This window comes from Cupriavidus sp. HY129 (genome assembly GCF_059492215.1).
This window is the reverse complement of sequence record NZ_CP083254.1, coordinates 1139253-1157525: the sequence shown is the minus strand read 5'-3', so window position 1 is coordinate 1157525 and position 18273 is coordinate 1139253. Positions and strand designations below refer to the sequence as shown.

The 18273-nt window shown below is 65.9% G+C and carries 14 protein-coding genes; 5 read left to right on the top strand and 9 right to left on the bottom strand.

What is annotated here, in order from left to right; genetic code table 11:
• Nucleotides 1–63: 63 nt before the first annotated feature.
• From K6G35_RS05365 to edd, 4 genes are all read right to left on the bottom strand, one after another.
• Nucleotides 64–1017 (bottom strand): alpha-E domain-containing protein, encoded by a 954-nt coding sequence (locus K6G35_RS05365; RefSeq protein WP_008650125.1) that lies wholly within the window; start codon nucleotides 1015–1017, stop codon nucleotides 64–66.
• 131 nt (nucleotides 1018–1148) lie between these two features.
• Complete coding sequence (locus K6G35_RS05360; RefSeq protein WP_008650127.1) at nucleotides 1149–2624, bottom strand: circularly permuted type 2 ATP-grasp protein; 1476 nt, start codon at nucleotides 2622–2624, stop codon at nucleotides 1149–1151.
• Between the two features lie 225 nt (nucleotides 2625–2849).
• The gene (locus tag K6G35_RS05355; protein ID WP_035881898.1) at nucleotides 2850–3365 is read right to left on the bottom strand and encodes a gluconokinase; all 516 of its coding nucleotides are present in this window, start codon (nucleotides 3363–3365) and stop codon (nucleotides 2850–2852) included.
• A 171-nt stretch (nucleotides 3366–3536) separates the two neighbouring features.
• A complete protein-coding gene (gene edd / locus K6G35_RS05350) occupies nucleotides 3537–5426 on the bottom strand; it encodes a phosphogluconate dehydratase (RefSeq protein WP_495676173.1) in 1890 nt (629 codons plus the stop codon).
• A 301-nt stretch (nucleotides 5427–5727) separates the two neighbouring features.
• Between edd and K6G35_RS05345 the strand changes: the two genes are divergently transcribed.
• Nucleotides 5728–6744, top strand: a complete 1017-nt coding sequence (locus K6G35_RS05345) for a MurR/RpiR family transcriptional regulator (protein WP_495676172.1) — start codon at nucleotides 5728–5730, stop codon at nucleotides 6742–6744.
• Here K6G35_RS05345 and K6G35_RS05340 read toward each other — a convergent pair.
• From K6G35_RS05340 to K6G35_RS05325, 4 genes are all read right to left on the bottom strand, one after another.
• A complete protein-coding gene (locus K6G35_RS05340; RefSeq protein ID WP_040011213.1) occupies nucleotides 6711–9254 on the bottom strand; it encodes a DNA internalization-related competence protein ComEC/Rec2 in 2544 nt (847 codons plus the stop codon). The two genes, K6G35_RS05345 and K6G35_RS05340, sit on opposite strands and share 34 nt — an antisense overlap.
• A 130-nt stretch (nucleotides 9255–9384) precedes the next feature.
• Nucleotides 9385–10212 (bottom strand): TatD family hydrolase, encoded by an 828-nt coding sequence (locus K6G35_RS05335; protein WP_035881795.1) that lies wholly within the window; start codon nucleotides 10210–10212, stop codon nucleotides 9385–9387.
• A 51-nt stretch (nucleotides 10213–10263) separates the two neighbouring features.
• Nucleotides 10264–11013, bottom strand: coding sequence for an ABC transporter ATP-binding protein (locus K6G35_RS05330; RefSeq protein WP_017514052.1), 750 nt, complete (start codon nucleotides 11011–11013; stop codon nucleotides 10264–10266).
• On the bottom strand, nucleotides 11006–12256 hold the full coding sequence (locus K6G35_RS05325) for a lipoprotein-releasing ABC transporter permease subunit (RefSeq protein WP_035881794.1): 1251 nt from the start codon (nucleotides 12254–12256) through the stop codon (nucleotides 11006–11008). Before K6G35_RS05325 ends, K6G35_RS05330 begins: the two co-directional genes overlap by 8 nt.
• A 103-nt stretch (nucleotides 12257–12359) precedes the next feature.
• On the opposite strand from K6G35_RS05325, the gene K6G35_RS05320 reads away from it, so the two are divergent.
• Both K6G35_RS05320 and recJ read left to right on the top strand, forming a co-directional pair.
• Nucleotides 12360–13478 carry a hypothetical protein gene (locus tag K6G35_RS05320; protein WP_495676171.1) on the top strand — a complete coding sequence of 373 codons (1119 nt, stop codon included), beginning with the start codon at nucleotides 12360–12362 and terminating at the stop codon, nucleotides 13476–13478.
• A 46-nt stretch (nucleotides 13479–13524) separates the two neighbouring features.
• Nucleotides 13525–15225 carry a single-stranded-DNA-specific exonuclease RecJ gene (recJ, locus tag K6G35_RS05315; RefSeq protein ID WP_008649268.1) on the top strand — a complete coding sequence of 567 codons (1701 nt, stop codon included), beginning with the start codon at nucleotides 13525–13527 and terminating at the stop codon, nucleotides 15223–15225.
• 74 nt (nucleotides 15226–15299) lie between these two features.
• On the opposite strand, the gene K6G35_RS05310 is transcribed toward recJ, so the two are convergent.
• On the bottom strand, nucleotides 15300–16019 hold the full coding sequence (locus K6G35_RS05310) for a peptidoglycan DD-metalloendopeptidase family protein (RefSeq protein WP_495676170.1): 720 nt from the start codon (nucleotides 16017–16019) through the stop codon (nucleotides 15300–15302).
• A gap of 204 nt (nucleotides 16020–16223) precedes the next feature.
• Between K6G35_RS05310 and prfB the strand changes: the two genes are divergently transcribed.
• Together prfB and K6G35_RS05300 are read left to right on the top strand one after the other, a co-directional pair.
• A protein-coding gene (gene prfB, locus K6G35_RS05305; protein WP_104669723.1) for a peptide chain release factor 2 occupies nucleotides 16224–17328 on the top strand; the annotation gives its coding sequence in 2 pieces (ribosomal slippage) (nucleotides 16224–16304 and nucleotides 16306–17328; 1104 coding nt in all).
• 135 nt (nucleotides 17329–17463) lie between these two features.
• Nucleotides 17464–18234 carry an SDR family oxidoreductase gene (locus K6G35_RS05300; RefSeq protein WP_035881790.1) on the top strand — a complete coding sequence of 257 codons (771 nt, stop codon included), beginning with the start codon at nucleotides 17464–17466 and terminating at the stop codon, nucleotides 18232–18234.
• The last annotated feature ends 39 nt before the right edge of the window (nucleotides 18235–18273 follow it).

The following is an 18273-nucleotide window of genomic DNA, read 5'->3' as shown; positions in this document are numbered from 1 at the left end:
CATGCCGGCCCCAGTCGGGGATGCCGCACACCCGGCGCATGACGCCGGGCGCTCCTGCAACGGTCAGGCAGCTAGCAGCGGCACGAGGAAATCCCGGCTGATGCCATTGCCGAGGTCGCCGATGCGCTCCAGGAAGCTGGTCAGGTAGGCATGCAGGCCGACGGCGAAAATGTCGTCGATGCGCGCGTACTTTAGGTCTGCGTGAAGTTTACCAGCCTGCCTTTCGGTCTCCGCCGACTGCTGGTTCGACACCAGCGCCAGAATCGCGACCACTTCGTCCATGCTGGAAACCAGCGAACGCGGCATGTCGGGCCGCAGGACCAGCAGTTCCGCCACGCGCTGCGGCGTGATCACGGCACGGTAGATCTTGCGATAGACCTCGAAGCCGGAGACCGACCGCAACACGGCCGCCCAATGATAGAAATCGTTCTGCTCGCGGTTCGGATCGCTGTCGTCGCGGCCCGAGGCCTGGAACTTGACGTCGAGAATCCGCGCGGTGTTGTCGGCCCGCTCCAGGAAGGTGCCAAGCCGCATAAAGTGGAACGCATCGTCCTTGAGCATGGTGCCGAACTGGACGCCACGGGCCAGATGCGAGCGGAACTTTACCCACTCGAAGAAGCGCGACGGATCTTCGTGCAGCTCGCCATCGGCGATCATGCGCTGGACGTCGAGCCAGGTGGTGTTGATGGTCTCCCAGACCTCGGTCGTCAGCGATCCACGCACCGCGCGCGCATTCTCGCGGGCCGCGCGCAGGCAGCTCATGATCGACGAGACATTGGTCATGTCGCGCACCATGAAGTCAATCACGTCGTCACGGTGCAGCAGGCCGTACTTGTGGTCGTAGGCCTGGGTCAATTCGGAGATATCGAGCATCGCCCACCAACCCTGCTCGGCCACTTCGGCCGATTGCGGCAGCAGCGAAGTCTGGTAGTTGACGTCGAGCATGCGCGCGGTATTCTCCGCGCGTTCGGTATAGCGGGCCATCCAGAACAGGTGGTCGGCGGTACGGCTCAGCATGGTGAAATCTCCCGGCAAACAGCGCCTATGGACTTAGAAGCCGTTGCAGATTGAAGCGAAGCGGTTCTGGCCAGGGTGAAGCGGTACGGCAAGGCCGCGCAACCACGCCAGAATCATTCTGAAACGGTTTCCTAGCGTTCCAGCACCCAGGTGTCCTTGGTGCCGCCGCCCTGGGACGAATTGACCACGAGCGAGCCTTCTCTCAACGCCACCCGCGTCAGCCCACCCGGCACCATGCGCACCTCCTTGCCCGACAGCACGAACGGACGAAGGTCGATATGGCGCGGCGCGATGCCCGCATCGACATAGGTCGGGCAAGTCGACAACGCCAGCGTCGGCTGCGCGATGTACTGCTCGGGGCGCGATTTCACGACCTCCCGGAACTGGTCGATCTCCGCGCGCGTCGCGGCCGGCCCCACGAGCATGCCGTAGCCGCCGGCGCCATGCGTTTCCTTGACCACAAGATCCTGCATATGGTCGAGCACGTACTGCAGGTCGTCCGGACGCCGGCACATGTAGGTCGGCACGTTCGACAGGATGGGTTCCTCGCCGAGATAGAAGCGGATCATGTCGGGCACGTACGGGTAGATCGACTTGTCGTCGGCCACGCCCGTTCCGATCGCATTGCTGATCGTCACGTTGCCGGCACGGTAGACCGAGAGCAGCCCGGCCGCACCCAGCGCGGAATCGTGGCGAAAAACGAGCGGGTCGAGGAAATCGTCGTCCACGCGCCGGTAGATCACGTCGATACGCTGCGGCCCCTGCGTGGTGCGCATATAGAGGTGGTCGTCCTCGACGAACAGGTCATTGCCTTCCACCAGTTCGACGCCCATCTGCTGGGCCAGGAACGCGTGCTCGAAGTAGGCCGAGTTATACATGCCCGGCGTGAGCACGACGACGGTCGGATCGGCGATATTCTGCGGCGACACGCTGCGCAGCATGTCCAGCAGCAGATCGGGATAGTGCGCCACCGGGGCCACGCGGTTACGGGCGAACAGGTCGGGGAACAGCCGCATCATCATCTTGCGGTTTTCGAGCATGTACGACACGCCCGATGGCACCCGCAGGTTGTCTTCGAGAACGTAGAACTCGCCCTCCCCCGCGCGCACGACGTCGATGCCGGCAACGTGCGCATAGATGTCACGAGGCACGTCGATGCCCAGCATCTCGGGGCGGTACTGCGCATTGTTGTAGATCTGGTCCGGCGGAATCACGCCGGCACGGATGATGTCCTGCCCGTGGTAGATGTCGTGGATGAAGCGGTTTAGCGCCGCGACGCGTTGCCGCAGGCCGCGCTCGAGCGTGGCCCACTCGCTGGCCGGGAAAATGCGCGGAATCACGTCGAACGGAATGGTCCGCTCGGTTCCGCTGTTGGACTCATCCTTGTCGCCGTAGACGGCAAAGGTGATACCCACACGCCGGAAGATCAGATCCGCTTCCGCGCGCTTGTTGCTCATCGTCGCCGCAGACTGCCGCCCCAGCCATTCGGCAAAGTTCCGGTAGTGGGGCCTGACCGCCCCCGACGGCAGCGCCCGCCCGGCCTCGATGGCCTCGGTTGCTCCGTCCTCTCGCCCTTCCAGCATCTCGTCGAAAAACCGCGCCGCCATGATGGCCGCTCCTTCGTGAAATTGGGCGCCTTGCCGCGGTTGTCCTCCGGTGGTTGTCTCCCGGTTACTGCCTGATACCAACCGCCGCCGCCCGTTTATCGATGCCTTGTCGAGTCGACTCCTTCAGCATATCCGTACCGGCTGAACCCGCAAGGGGTTGCACACAAGTGACACGCGCCGGCACACAGAAACGATTTAGCAAGATGCTTGCCAGCCACAGGTGATTCAGGGCGCCTTCCCGGAACAGGAGGCCGATGCCGGCGGGCACTTTTCCAGAATGTCCTCGACCAGTGCCTCGGGGGTGCGGCGAATATCGAGCACGAGCGCGTCGCAAGGCTCCTCCAGGGTCTCGAACTGGCTCTGGAGCAGCGCGGGATTGAAGAAATGGTCCGTGCGCGCGGACAGGCGGCTGCCGATGGTCGAGGCGTCGCCTTTCATGAACACGAAGGTCACGCCGCCGTCCGACGGCAGCAGGCGGTCCCGATAGACCTGGCGCAGCGCCGAACATGTGAATACGTGGGTGCGGCCCTCGGCGCGGGCGGTGTCGATGGCGGCCCGCATTGCGTCCAGCCAGGGCCAGCGGTCGTCATCGGTCAATGGGATGCCGGCGTGCATCTTGGCCTTGTTGGCGTCGCTGTGAAAGCTGTCCGCGTCGTGGAAGCCGCAATGAAGCCGGTCCGCCAGCATCTGGCCGACCGTGCTCTTGCCGCTGCCGGAAACGCCCATCAGGATATAGATCATGTCTGCTCCATCGATCATGTGTCGGATGGTGTTGCCATCCTTGTCGGTAGCCTTCGGCCACGTCGATGTGGCGCGAAGGTGCTTCCGGGGTGCAGCGCGTGCTGCCGGGCACCCCGGAAGAATACGCAAGAGAAACGGAATGATTGGCGCGAGCGCCGCCTGACGGCCCGCCTATTGTGCGACGGCGGACGCCGTTTGGACAGCGGGCGCCAGCGCATCGGCTTCGGACAGGTCCAGCGCGCTGCCCCCCTCCTCGGCGGTCCGCGCATGGCGGCGGAACAGGCCGAACAGGCCCCGGCCCATGCTGAAACGGGCGAATTCGTCGGCTGGCGCCGCTGCCGGCACTCGCCCGGCAAAGTTAGCCTGGGTGGCAGCATCGCCCACCAGATCGAGTGTGCCCGCCAATGCGTCCACGCGAATGACATCGCCGTCGCGCACCCGAGCCAGCGGCCCGCCTGCCAGCGCCTCCGGCCCGACATGGATTACGGCGGGCACCTTGCCCGACGCACCCGACATGCGGCCATCGGTTACCAGCGCGACCTTGCGTCCGGCATCCTGCAACGCGCCAAGCGCGGGGGTAAGCCGGTGCAACTCGGGCATGCCATTGGCATTCGGGCCCTGGAAGCGCACCACGGCCACCACGTCACGATCAAGCTCGCCCGCCTCGAAGGCGGCCTGCAGCGCTTCCTGCGAATCGAAAACTCGCGCCGGCGCCTCCACCACCCGGTGCTCGTCGGCCACGGCCGAGACCTTGATCACCCCGCGCCCCAGGTTGCCCGCCATCAGCCGCAGCCCCCCCTCGGGCGAGAACGGCGCCGACGCTGGCGCCAGCACCGACTCATCCCCGCTCGTGGCCGGGCCAGCCCGCCAGCGCAGCACGCCATCGGTCATGACCGGCTCCTCGGTGTAGCGCTTCAGGCCGGGGCCCGCCACGGTCTGCACGTCCTCGTGCAGCAGACCGGCGTCGAGCAGTTGGGCAATCACATAGGCCACGCCGCCCGCTGCGTGAAAATGGTTCACATCGGCCGAGCCATTCGGATACACACGCGCCAGCAATGGCGTGATGGCTGACAGGCCGTTGAAATCGTTCCAGTCGATCAGGATGCCGGCGGCACGTGCCATCGCCACCAGGTGAATCGTGTGGTTGGTCGAGCCACCAGTGGCCAGCAGGCCAACCATCGCGTTGACGATCGCCCGTTCATCGACAATCTTCGCCAGCGGGGTATAGGCGTCACCGCGAGCGATCAGCGCCAGCGCCCGCTGGGCTGCCGCGGCGGTCAGCGGGTCACGCAGGCCGCTGTCCGGGTGCACGAACGCCGAGCCGGGCATGTGCAGGCCCATGATCTCCATCAGGAACTGGTTGCTATTGGCGGTGCCATAGAAGGTGCAGGTACCCGCGCCGTGATAGGCGGCGCATTCGGCCTCCAGCAACGCATCGCGCCCGACCTGCCCGGTGGCATACAGCTGGCGCACACGCGCCTTTTCCTTGTTCGACAGGCCCGTTGCCATCGGCCCGGCCGGGACGAACACGATCGGCAAATGGCCAAACTGCAGCGCCCCCATCAGCAAACCCGGCACGATCTTGTCGCACACGCCCAGCATTAGCGCCGCGTCGAATGTGTTGTGCGACAGCGCGACAGCCGTGCCCATCGCGATCGCATCGCGGGAGAACAGCGACAACTCCATGCCGGCGTTGCCCTGGGTAATCCCGTCACACATGGCCGGCACGCCACCCGCCACCTGCGCCACGCCACCCACGGCGCGCGCGGCCTCGCGAATCACGGCCGGGTAACGCTCATAGGGCTGGTGGGCGGACAGCATGTCGTTGTAGGCGGTCACGATGCCGAGATTCGGGGCATGCTCGACCCGCAGCTTGAGCTTGTCGTCCGAAGGCAGTGCGGCGTAGCCGTGGGCAAGGTTCGCGCAGGACATGCCGCGCAAGGGCCCGAGTTCCTGCTGGGCGCGCTCGCACCTGGCCAGATAGGCTGCCCGGCTGGCGCGACTGCGGTCGACGATACGTTGCGTGACGGCCAGTACCTCGGCATGAACGGGTTGGGACATGTTGGAGTTCTTCCTGGTGGGGAAGCCGAGGCATTCATCTGACGCCACGGCATGTAGAATTTCTACATTATATCCATGGGACTCACGCTACCGGAAGACAGGAGTCTCAGGTCAAGCGGCAGTTTTATGGGAAATCCGGGTAAATCCCGAGCACAACACCCCGCGCAAACCCTTCCGAGAAACCTCTCTATTTGTGTAGAATCTCTACATTACCGAGGCCGCACTGAAGCCAGCCCAAGGGCACCGGCACAACCGGCGCCCCACCCCAATACCCTTACGCACGATCCCGCACTCCTTCACCATGCGCGACAGAATCCTTGCCGTCTACGACTCGCTACGCCCGTCCGAACGCCGCTTGGCTGACTACGTGGCCCGACACGGTGCGAGCGTCATCCGGCTGACCATGCCGGAACTGGCAGACCGGGCCGGTGTCTCGCAGCCGACGATCGCGCGCTTCTGCGCCGCGCTTGGCTACGACGGCTTCAAGGAGTTCAAGCTTCAGTTCGCACAGAATGTGGGGGGTGGCACGCCCTTCGTTCACCAGGACGTGGAAGCCGACGATCGGCCCGCCGATATCGCCGGCAAGGTGTTCGATCGCACCATCGCCACGCTGATGTCCGTGCGCAACGCGCTGTCCGCCGACCAGATCGAGCACGGTATCCGGCTACTGGCCGGGGCGCGCCGCATCGAGTTTTATGGCTGCGGCAACTCGGGCATCGTTGCGCTCGATATCCAGCACAAGTTCTTCCGCCTGGGCATTCCCACCACGGCCTATTCGGACCCGCACGTGTTCAGCATGTCCGCAGCGCTGCTGCGCCCGGGCGATGTCGCCGTGCTGGTGTCCAACAGCGGCCGCACATGGGACATGCTCACCGCCGCCACGCTGGCGCGCAGCAGCGGCGCTAGCGTGCTGGCGCTGACCCATAGCGGATCACCGCTCGCCCGCCTTGCGGACGTCTGCGTCTTCTCCGACGTCGAAGAGGACAGCGAGGTCTATACGCCCATGACTTCGCGCATCTGCCATCTCGTGCTCGGCGACGTGCTGGCCGCAGGCGTGGCACTGGATCGCGCCGACTCGGTCGCCGCAGGCCTGCAGCGAGCCAAGGCACATCTGCGCGAGCGCCGGATTGCGGGGGCCGATCCGACGCCGCTAGGCAAGACTCCGGCATCGACCTCGGCCACGACCGCATCCGAGGCGACATCACAAGCATCCAAACCGAGCCGTGCAGCGCGTCGTCCGACAAAGTCTGACAGCCCTGCCAGCAAGACGACCAAGCCCGCCGCTCACCGTGGCGCGGGCGGCGCGTCCCGCCAATAACGGCGCTGTTGCTGGCGGAACGACGTCACCACGTAGTCGCCGCCGCCAGTAACGATCGACACCGCGCCGGTTTCATCGGTGCGATACCGCGCCGCCCCTGCACGCGCGTACCGCTGCCAGACATCTTCACGCGGATGCCTGTGCCGGTTTGCGAAACCGAGCTGAAACACCGCCACTTCGGGCCCTACAGCCCGCAGGAATGCCGCATGCGAAGACGTGCCACTGCCGTGATGCGGCACCAGCAGGAAATCCGCGCGCAATCGCTCACCTAGTTCGCTATCGATCAGCCGCCGCTCCTCCGATACACCAATATCGCCGGTCAGCAGCACGCTGCGCTGCGCCGTTGCCACGCGGAGCACGCAACTCCGGGCGTTGGCCGACAGGCGCCGCTGCGCCAGATCCTCTTCCGTCGGGTGCAGGACCTCGAACTCCACACCATCCCAACGCCACGCAACGCCAGCCAGACACGGCTGCCACGCGCGCCCCTCCGGCAAGCGTGGCAGTGGCTTGTTCCCAGGCCCTTCGGCGGTCAGCCCCCGCGCTACCGGCACGGCCTGCAGCACAGCTTCAACGCCGCCCGCGTGGTCGTCGTGCTCATGGCTGACCATCAGCATGTCCAGATGCCGCACCCCGGTCGCGCGGAGATAGGGCACGATCACCTGACCACCTGCGCTGGCACCCGACACATACGAAGGCCCTGTGTCGTAGAGCAGCGCGTGGCGGCGCGTTTCCACGAGCACGGCTTCACCCTGCCCGACGTCGAGCGCCGTCACGCGCATTTCCCCTTCCTCCACCGGCTCGCGCCCGGCCGAGAGCATCGGCGCCATCAGCAGCGCGCCCAACCAGCGCGGCACGATCCGCACTCGCCTGGCGCCTTTCGCATCGGACGGACGGGGGATGAGCAGGACGTAGACACCAGCCAATGCCAGCCCGGTCGCCACCGTCCCCGGATGCGCGGCCTCCCATACCGCCCACGCAGGCGCGGCCAGCCACGCGAGCCCCCCGACCAACCACTCCAGCGCTTTGTGGGCAATCCACAGCAACGGCGCAGCCCAGTCAGGCGGCAACACCGCGCCAGCCAGCGCCAGCGGCGTAACAAGCAGACTGACCACCGGAATCGCCACGGCATTGGCGAACACGGATACCACCGATACCTGCCCGAACAGCAGAAGCGTCAACGGTACGAGCCCAATAGTCACCGACCATTGCGTGCGCGCCGCCTCGGCAACCACGCCCCCAATCCGGCTCATCCAGCGGCTCACCCAGCTTCTCGGATCCGCCTGCCGTTCCTCCACCGTCTCCCCATCCCCACTGCCGTCGCCCCGCGCGCCCAGGAAGATCACCGCCACCGCGCCAAATGACAGCCAGAAGCCCGGTGACATCACCGCCCATGGATCGATGGCCACCGAGATCCCCGCCGCCCAGGCGAGCACTACCGTCGGCGGTGGTGTCCGCCCGCTCCACAGCGCCACGGCAGCGACCATCAGCATCGATACCGTGCGCAGTGCCGGAATCTGCATGCCCGCAATCAGCCCGTAGCCGAGCGCCGCCTGCACCGCTACCACCATCGCCACCTTCTGCGCGGGCCAGATCAGCGGCAGCGGCCGCCGGAGCCAGCGCCCGATGCCGAACGAATGGCGCCAAAGCAGGCCCGCCAGCGCCGCAGCCACCCCCGATATCATCGTGATGTGCAGCCCGGAGATGCTGACCAGATGGGAGATGCCGGTACGTCGGAACACATCCCAGTCCGCCTGCCCAATGCCCCGCTGATCACCGATCACCAGCGCGACGAGCACTGCCCGGTATTGCGCATCGGACGGCAACGCCGCCCACAAGCGGTCACGCAATCCGGCCCGCCACTGCGTGATCCGGATCGACAACGGCATCGCGACATCACGATCCAGCAACTGACCGTGGCGTACATAGCCCGTCGCCCCGATGCCTTCGGCAAGTAGCCAGTAGCCATAGTCGAAACCATGCGGATTCGCGAGACCGCGCGGCCTGCGCAGACGGACCGTCAACCGATGGCGCTGGCCGGGCTGCAGCACCTCCGGCGGATCTCGCCACGTCAGCAATACCCTGTGCGGTAATGGCGCTATTGACAGTGGCGCCACCCCTTCGTGGCGATCTCCCATCGCCACGCCACCCGACGCCCCGCTCTCCACCGTGAACAGGAACCGCGTGCCGTGCGGGGCCGCGTCCGGCAATCCGCTGACAACACCATCGATGATCTGGTCACGCCCTGCCAGCGACGGGTCCAGCCACGCGCCGAGCCGCACGTCCGCCCGCCACGCCGACCAACCCAGCCCCACGAGTGCCGCGATCGACAAGCTCACCAACCATCGAACCCAGATTACCCATCGCGCCCCACGCCCACGCAACCCCCAGACCCCAAGCTGTCCAACCAGCGCAAAACACCCACAACCGACCCAATCCCATGGCCCCGGCAATGCTGCCTGCTGCTGCAACCACCAGCAGCCCACCACGAACGCGAGCAGCACTGCACGCATAGCAAGGCACGCCCCCGCATCTGATTGCTGAAGGGCTTATTTGTACTGCGATTGACAGCTGGGAAACGTGACCGAGCGATACGTCGGTGTGTCAGAAGGTTAAATCTGCGCGCGGAGCGCTGAGGGCCGCCTAGCGAGGGGCCATGACATCCGCGAACGCCGCCAGTCTTGGCAGCGCGGCCACGGAATTGCGCCACATGGTATCGGCGAGCTCTCGTTCCGAGACGCCGCGCAGCTCGGCCATGACGCGCGCCACGCCCACCACTTCCGCAGGCGTATTACGGGCCTTGTGCTGCTCGCCGAACTGATCGTCGGAAAGCCAGGCGGGCGCGATATCGGGCGCGTCCGTTTCCAGCACGATCGACTCGATCGGCAATTCGGCGGCCAGGCGGCGGATCTGCCGCGCTCGGGAAAACGTCACGTTGCCGCCGAATCCGAGCTTCATGCCGTGGGTCACGTAGTGGTGCGCCTGATCGTGACTGCCGTTGAACGCATGGGCGATACCCTGCCGCACGCCCGCGCGACGCAGCTGCGCCAGGATCTGGTCCTGCGACTTGCGCACGTGCAGCAGCACGGGCAGGTCGAAGTCGCGCGCGATCTTCAACTGCTCCGCGTACAGCCAGGTTTGATGGGCGGCGTCGAGCCCAGGCACGAAGAAGTCGAGCCCGATTTCGCCAATGGCAACGAGGCGCGGATCGTCGATCGACGCCGTCACCTGGCGGCGCAGTTCATCGAGATCGGCCTGCCCGGCGGCCCGCGAGTACAGCGGGTGGATGCCGAGCGCATAGACGCAGCGTGGGTCGGCATGCGCCAGCCCACGCACCACGTCGAAGTTCGCCACTGCGACGGCCGGCAACACAATGCCGGTCACACCGGCTGCCGCAGCCGCATCCGTGACATCAGCCCGGTCGGCATCGAACTCGCTGGCGTCGAGGTGGCAGTGCGTATCGATCCACATGGCGGGGGCTGAGTGAAAGCGAAGGGAAGACTGTGGGTTGGCTACCGGCGCTCAACGCTCTTGATGCAGATGACCGTCGCGCAGCCGCAGCACGCGGTCGCAACGGCCAGCCAGATCAAGGTCGTGGGTGACGATCACGAAGCTCGTGCCCAGCGTGCGTGACAGTTCCAGCATCAGGTCGTACACGCCGCCTGCCGTGTGGTCGTCGAGGTTGCCGGTCGGCTCATCGGCCAGTACGCAGGCCGGCTTTCCGACCAGCGCGCGGGCAATTGCCACGCGCTGGCGCTCGCCGCCCGAGAGTTCGCCGGGGCGGTGTTTCGAGCGGCCGCCGAGCCCCACGCGCTCAAGCACGGCCTGCGCCTCGGCACGCGCGGCGGGCTCGCTCAGGCCGCGGATGCGCATTGGCATCGCCACGTTGTCGAGCGCGGTGAACTCCGGCAGCAGATGGTGAAACTGATAGACGAAGCCCAGCGAGCGGTTGCGCACGATATTGCGTTCCTTCTCGCGTAGCGCCGTGAACGGCTTGCCCAGCAGCGCCACGCGGCCGGCGTCGGGGTTGTCGAGCCCGCCCAGCACGTGCAGCAGTGTCGATTTGCCCGAACCGGAAGCACCGACGATGGCCACCTTCTCGCCAGCGTCGACGCGCACATCCACGCCGCGCAGGACTTCGACGTCCAGGCCGCCCTGTTTGAAACGCTTGGTCAGGCCCTCGCCCAGCAGGACCGGCGTGCCGGTTGGCGTGCCAGCGCCGTGGGTGCCGGCCTGGAATGAGGCTTCGGGGAGCAGCGTCGTATCACTCATAGCGCAGCGCCTCCGCCGGGTTCACGCGCGAGGCGCGCCAGCTCGGGTAGATCGTTGCCAGCGAGGCCAGCACGAAGGAAATGATACCGATGGTAGCGATGTCGTTCACGCGAGGATCCGAAGGCAATTCGCTGATGAAATAGATGTCCTTGGGCAGGAACTGCACATGGAGGATCCGCTCGATGAAAGGCACGATCACGTCGATATTTGTGGCGATCAGTGTGCCGCCCAATACGCCAAGCAAGGTGCCGATGAAGCCGATGGCCACGCCCTGAACGATGAAGATCTTCATGATCGAGCGCGGCTGGGCGCCCATCGTGCGCAGGATCGCGATGTCGGCCTGCTTGTCAGTCACGGTCATGACCAGCGTGGACACCAGGTTGAATGCGGCCACGGCGATAATCAGCGTCAGGATGATGAACATCATGCGCTTTTCGGTCTGCACGGCGGCGAACCAGTTGCGGTTCTGCTTCGACCAGTCGCGCAGGTAGAGGTCGCCACTCATGGTGCCCGCCAGTTCCTGGGCCACCTGCGGCGCGCGCTGCATGTCCTGCAGCTTCAGGCGCACGCCCGTGGGTCCGTTCTGGCGGAACAGCGTTTCCGCATCAACGATGTCGATCAACGCCAGCGCGCTGTCGAACTCGTAGTGACCCGACGAGAACACGCCGACCACGGTGAACTGCTTGAGACGCGGCAGCATTCCGGCCGGCGTGATCGTGCCTTGCGGCACCACCAGCATCACCTTGTCGCCCACGCGCACGCCCAGCGCATTGGCCAGTTCGCTGCCGAGTGCGATGCCGAAGCCGCCCGGCGCCAGCGCGTTCATGCTGCCGGCGCGGAACTGGTTGGCGATATCCGACACCTTGGGCTCTTCGGCGGGGTCCACGCCGCGCAGCAGCACGCCGCGCACTGCGTCCTCCCGCGTCATCATGGCCTGGGCCGCCACGTACGGCGCGGCGCCCACCACTTCCTTGTTGCGCAGGGCCTCGGCGGCCGTCTTCTGCCAGTCCGTCAGCGGCGCGGCGCCGATGACTTCGATGTGCGACAGCACCGACAGCATCCGATCGCGCACTTCCTTCTGGAAGCCGTTCATGACCGAGAGCACGACGATCAGGGCGGCCACGCCAAGCGCGATGCCCATCATCGAAATCATCGAAATGAATGAAATGAACGTATTGCGGCTGGCGCGCTTGCTCGCGCGGGTGTAGCGCCAGCCGATCTGCCATTCGTAAGGAAAGTTCAAGAGGAGTCCTGTTATTCGAGGAAAAGCGCCGACGGCAGTTTATCGGTTATCCGGTAACGGGAAACTGGCGCCGGCCAGCCGGGAGTTTACAATCTCGCCAACCATGATGACGCACCTGACCCTGATTGTGCCTTTTTCCGTCCCGCCCGGTGCCGGCGACGACGCCTCAGACGATGTCGTGCCCGGTGCGCTGTTGCGGCAGTTGGAGTTGCCGGCGCTCGGAAAGTTGCTGACGCGCGCCACCCCCGGCCCTCGCGAGATGCACGACGATCCCTACCTGCGCACACTGCCGCAGGAGCGCTGGCTGGCCGGACGGGCCGGACTGGATACCACGCGAGTGCCGACTGCGCCCTTCATGCGGCTGGCGGATCACCGCGGCATCGCCCCGCACCCCACGCAAGCAGCCGGGGAAGGCGGCTGGGCCTGCCTGCAGCCGGTCCACATCCATGCCGCGCGCGATCACCTGGTGCTGATGCACCCGGACCAGCTCGACATCCGCCCCGACGAGACAGCCGCCCTGCACGCCGCCATCGCCGGGCTGCTGGACGAGGCAGGCATCACGATCGATACCCCCCACCCAGCCCGCTGGTACATCCCCGATGGCATGTTCGGGGACCTGACCGCGACCACGCCGGTGCGCGCCACGGGCCGCAATATCGATATCTGGATGCAGGCTGGCCCGAAAGCGCGCGACTGGCGCCGCCTGCAGAACGAGATCCAGATGACCTGGCACGGGCACCCGGTGAACGAGGCGCGCGAGGCCGAAGGACGGCTGACCGTCAATTCCGTGTGGCTGCACGGCGGCGGCAGTGCCAACGCGGCGCGCAAGCTGGCTGACACGGTGCTGACCGACGACCCGTTCCTGGCCGGGCTCGGCCTGGCCGGTGGCAGCCGCCTGGGGCCGCAGCCGGCCCGCTTCGCCGACATCGCTGATACCGATGGCTCGGTCATGACGCTGCTCGACAGTGCCACCGAAGCCCATATCGCTGCGGACTGGGGGCTGTGGCTGGAGCGAATGCACACGCTCGACGCCGAATGGTTCGCGCCGGTGCTGGCCGCGCTCGGCGAGGGCCGGATTCAGGCCGTGACGCTGGTGCTCGGCGGCGAAAACCACTTTGCCGAGTTCACCGTCACACGAGCCGACCTGCGCAAATTCTGGCGCGGGCTGGGCTCGCGCGGAGACTGGCGCGCCCTGCTGTCCGACCTGGCCATGGTCTCCTGACCCGGCGGCCTGACATCACATTGACGAATTCGAACGCGAACGCCACATGACCCGGATTGCCATCCGCTCCTTTTCCGACGAACACGCAAAGGCCCTGGCGGCCTCGGGTCTGCATCCGACGCTGGCGCGCATCCTGTCCGCGCGTGGCGTAGCCCAACCCTCCGAACTGGCCACGGACCTGCCCGAACTGGCGCCGCCGGCCAGCATGAAAGGTATCGGCCATGCGGCCGAGTACCTGGCCGACGCGATTGCCGCGAATCGCAAGCTGCTGATCGTGGCTGACTACGACTGCGATGGCGCTACGGCCTGCGCGGTGGGCGTGCGCGGGCTGCGCATGCTGGGCGCGCGCGTGGACTACATCGTGCCGAACCGCTTCGAGTACGGCTACGGGCTGACGCCGGAGATCGTCGAACTGGCAGCCCGGCAACATCCTGACGTGATCGTCACGGTCGACAACGGCATCGCCAGCGTCGACGGTGTGGCAGCCGCCAACGCACGCGGCATCGACGTCGTGGTGACCGACCACCACCTGCCCGGCGAGACACTGCCCGACGCGGCGGTGATCGTGAACCCGAATCAGCCGGGATGCGAGTTCCCGAGCAAGAATCTGGCGGGTGTCGGGGTGATGTTCTACGTGCTGCTGGCCCTGCGCGCTGAACTGCGCCGCCGCGGCGTGTACACCCAGGCCACCCAGCCGCCGCTGCAAACCCTGCTGGATCTCGTGGCGCTTGGCACGGTAGCCGACGTGGTCAAACTGGACACGAACAACCGGATTCTGGTGGCCCAGGGGCTCAAGCGCATGCGCGCAGGACGGATGCATCCCGGCGTGGCGGCACTGTTCCGTGCCGCCGGCCGCGAAGCCGCGCGCGCCAACACGTTCGACCTCGGCTTCGGCCTGGGCCCGCGCCTGAATGCGGCGGGCCGGCTGGCTGATATGTCGCTCGGCATCGAGTGCCTGCTGACCGACGATGCCAATCGCGCCTGGGAAATCGCCCAGGAACTGGATGGCATGAACCGCGAGCGGCGCGATATCGAGGCCGGGATGCAGCAGGAAGCACTTCAAATCCTCGAACAGCCGCTGGCCGGGCTGGACCCGACATCGCGCCACACCGTCAGCGTGTTCCATGACACGTGGCACCAGGGCGTGATCGGCATCGTCGCATCGCGACTCAAGGAAAAATTCCACCGCCCGACCATCACGTTCGCCCCCGGCGACGAGGAGCACATCAAGGGTTCAGGGCGATCGATCCCCGGTTTCCACCTGCGCGACGCGCTGGATCTGGTGTCGAAGCGCCACCCGGGCCTGCTGGTCAAGTTCGGCGGACACGCGATGGCGGCCGGTTTGACCGTGCGCGCCAAGGACTTCGACACCTTTGTAAGCGCGTTTGAGGAAGTTGGCCGCGAATGGCTGACCGATGACCAACTGGCGCGCGTGATCGAGACCGACGGCGATATCGAGGACGCGTGCTTCAGCCCGGAATTCGTCACCCTGCTCGAAGGCCAGGTCTGGGGCCAGGGTTTCCCGGCACCGACGTTCTGCGGCGAGTTCGACGTATTGCGCCAGACCGTGCTCAAGGGCAAGCACCTGAAACTCCAGCTCGGTCGGGGCAGCCAGCGCTTCGATGCCATCTGGTTCAACCATGCCGATGCGCTTGATGGCGCCAGCGCAATGGTGGCTTACCGGCTCGACAACAACACGTTCAACGGAATGACCCGGGTGCAACTGGTCATCGAGCACGCGCAGTAAGGGCAACCGTTTGTTTTCTCCTCTCCCGCCTGCGGGAGAGGGGGGCGAACCGTCTGACAGGCGGCTCCTACCCCCTACCCCCGAGAAGGCAGATAATTCGCCGGATTCAGCGGCCGACCGTTGCCGCGCACCTCGAAATGCAGTTCGGCGGCCTGCGCCATGCTGCCAATCTCCTGGCCTGCGGTAACGCGATCGCCCTCCTTGACCAGCGGCTTGTCCAGGTTGCCGTAGACGGTCAGCCAGTCGTCGTTGTGCTTGACGATGACCAACATGCCGTAGCCACGCAGCGTGCCGACGTGAATCGCCCAGCCCGGCGCGGCCGCGCGGACTTTGCCGCCAGCCGGTACCTCGATGCGCATCCCCTTCTCCGCCGGCGGCGCGAAACGGCCCGAGACACGGCCATCGGCTGGCCATTGCAGGCTGATCGAACTGGCGGGCGGCTTGGCGGACGGCGTGTCCTGGACGGGACGCGCGGGCTTGTCGGACTGCGGCGCCGCCGCCGATGTGGAGGCGCCGCCGGGAGGACGGACGCGAATCAGTTGCCCAACCTCGATCTGGTTGGTGTTCGACATATTGTTCCAGCGTGCCAGTTCGGACACCGAGCGCTTGTTCCGGCGCGCGATCGAATACAGCGTGTCGCCACGCTCGACGCGGTAGAAACCGTCCGGAGCCGGCTCGGTCGGCGTGGTGCCGCAAGCCGCCAGCAGGGCGGACAGGGAAATCGCGGCGAGGCTGCCGAGTGCGCCCAGGGCACGGCGGCGGGTCTGCAGATTGGCGTGGTGCGTTCGATTCATGCGCCGGAATCACTCCTGAAAAATGGCGCCGGGGTGGGCGCGGTTCGGGCGTTATTGTCGCCGAAGCGGCGAGAAGGCTCCGCGAATAGACCGTTCGCTGCGCGAACGGTTCGCATTTTCGTCGCGAGATCTGTCCGCCCTACCCCGGATTTGCCCCGTCAATCCGCTATAATTCCCGGTTTTGAAGCGCAAGAACACTACAACATGGAAGCAGAACGCCTGAACGCCATCTCCGGTGCAATCTCCGATCTCCGTTCCCGGACGGAAGATCTACGGGGGTATCTTTGACTACGATGTCAAAGTAAACCGGCTGGATGAAGTCAACGGGTTGCTCGAAGACCCCGACGTCTGGAACAACCCCAAGCGAGCCCAGGACCTGGGCAAGGAAAAGAAGGCGCTGGAAGGCGTCGTGCAGGTACTCGGCAAGCTGACCGACGACCTCAACGGCACGGACGAGCTATTCGAGCTTGCCCGCGAGGAAGGCGACGACGAGACACTCGAATCCATCGAGGCCGACGTCTCTGGCTTCGAGGCCCTGGTGGCGGACATGGAGTTCCGCCGCATGTTCTCGGGCGAGATGGACCAGGCCAACGCGTTCATCGACATCCAGGCGGGCGCCGGCGGTACCGAGGCCTGCGACTGGGCGTCGATGCTGCTGCGCCAGTACCTGAAGTACTGCGAGCGCAAGGGTTTCAAGGCCGAAGTGCTGGAAGAATCCGAAGGCGACGTGGCCGGCATCAAGAGCGCGACGATCAAGGTCGAGGGCGAATATGCGTTTGGCTACCTGCGCACGGAAACCGGTGTGCATCGCCTGGTGCGGAAGTCGCCGTTCGATTCGTCGGGCGGGCGCCATACGTCGTTCTCGTCGGTCTTCGTCTACCCCGAGGTGGACGATTCGTTCGAGGTGGAGGTCAACCCGGCCGATCTGCGCGTGGATACCTACCGCGCGTCGGGTGCCGGTGGTCAGCACATCAACAAGACCGACTCCGCCGTGCGGATCACGCACATGCCCACCGGCATCGTCGTGCAGTGCCAGAACGACCGTTCGCAGCACCGCAACCGCGCCGAGGCCATGTCCATGCTGAAGTCGCGCCTGTACGAGCATGAAATGCGCAAGCGTCAGGCGGAAGCCGACAAGCTCGAAGCCGGCAAGACGGACGTGGGCTGGGGCCACCAGATCCGCTCGTACGTACTGGACCAGAGCCGTATCAAGGACCTGCGCACCAACGTGGAAATGTCCAACACCCAGAAGGTGCTGGATGGTGACCTCGACCCGTTCATCGAGGCCAGCCTGAAACAGGGGTTGTAATCCAGACGCCTGATACTCAGGTCCTGGCAATTTCTGCCGAAGATTGCAGATAGACGTCGCCGCGCAATGTCCCCAAACAAACTCGGGGCCTGCGCGGTGATTCCAATGCCATCTCACTGAACAAGGTCCACTCACATGACCACCGGAACGCCCCGCTCCACTCATCTCTACATCGTCACCGGCGCCTCGCGCGGCCTGGGGGCCGCCCTGGTTCGCGCGCTGCTGGTACCCGGCAACCGCGTAATCGGCGTGGCGCGCAGCCGCAACCCCGAGCTCGAGGCCGAGGCTACGGCCAGTGGCGTGCGCGTGGCCTGGCATCTGCAGGATCTGTCGCAGCCTGGCCCGTCGGCCGGCTGGCTGGCGAGCGTGCTCGATGCCGTGGAAGAGGCGCCCGCCAGCATCACCCTGATCCTGAACGCCGGGATCGTCGAGCCAATCGGTCCGATCACGCAACTACATGACAGCACACTGGTGCCGCATCTGCAGACCAACTTGGTCACGCCGATGACCATGACCGGTGCGTTCATCGAACATACCGTGCGCTTCGATTGCCCGCGCAAGGTGCTGGCAATCTCGTCGGGCGCCGCGCGCAACCCCGTACCGGGGTGGTCTGCCTACTGCGCCGGCAAGGCTGGCCTGGACATGTTCATCCGCTCGGTGAACACCGAGTATGCGAGCGTGCCCGAGCCGCGCACCTTGCGCGCCGTGGCGCTGGCGCCGGGCGTGGTGGATACCGGAATGCAGGAAACCATCCGCGGCGCGGATTTCGCCCAGGTGCAACGCTTCCGCGACCTCAAGGACAACGAACAGCTCGCCTCGCCTGACGATACCGCCCGGCGCATCGTGGCCTATCTGGCCCGTCCCGATTTCGGCACCACCGAACTCGACGACATCCGCAAATACTGAACCGAAACATTGAACCGAACCCGCGCGACGCTCCGCGCC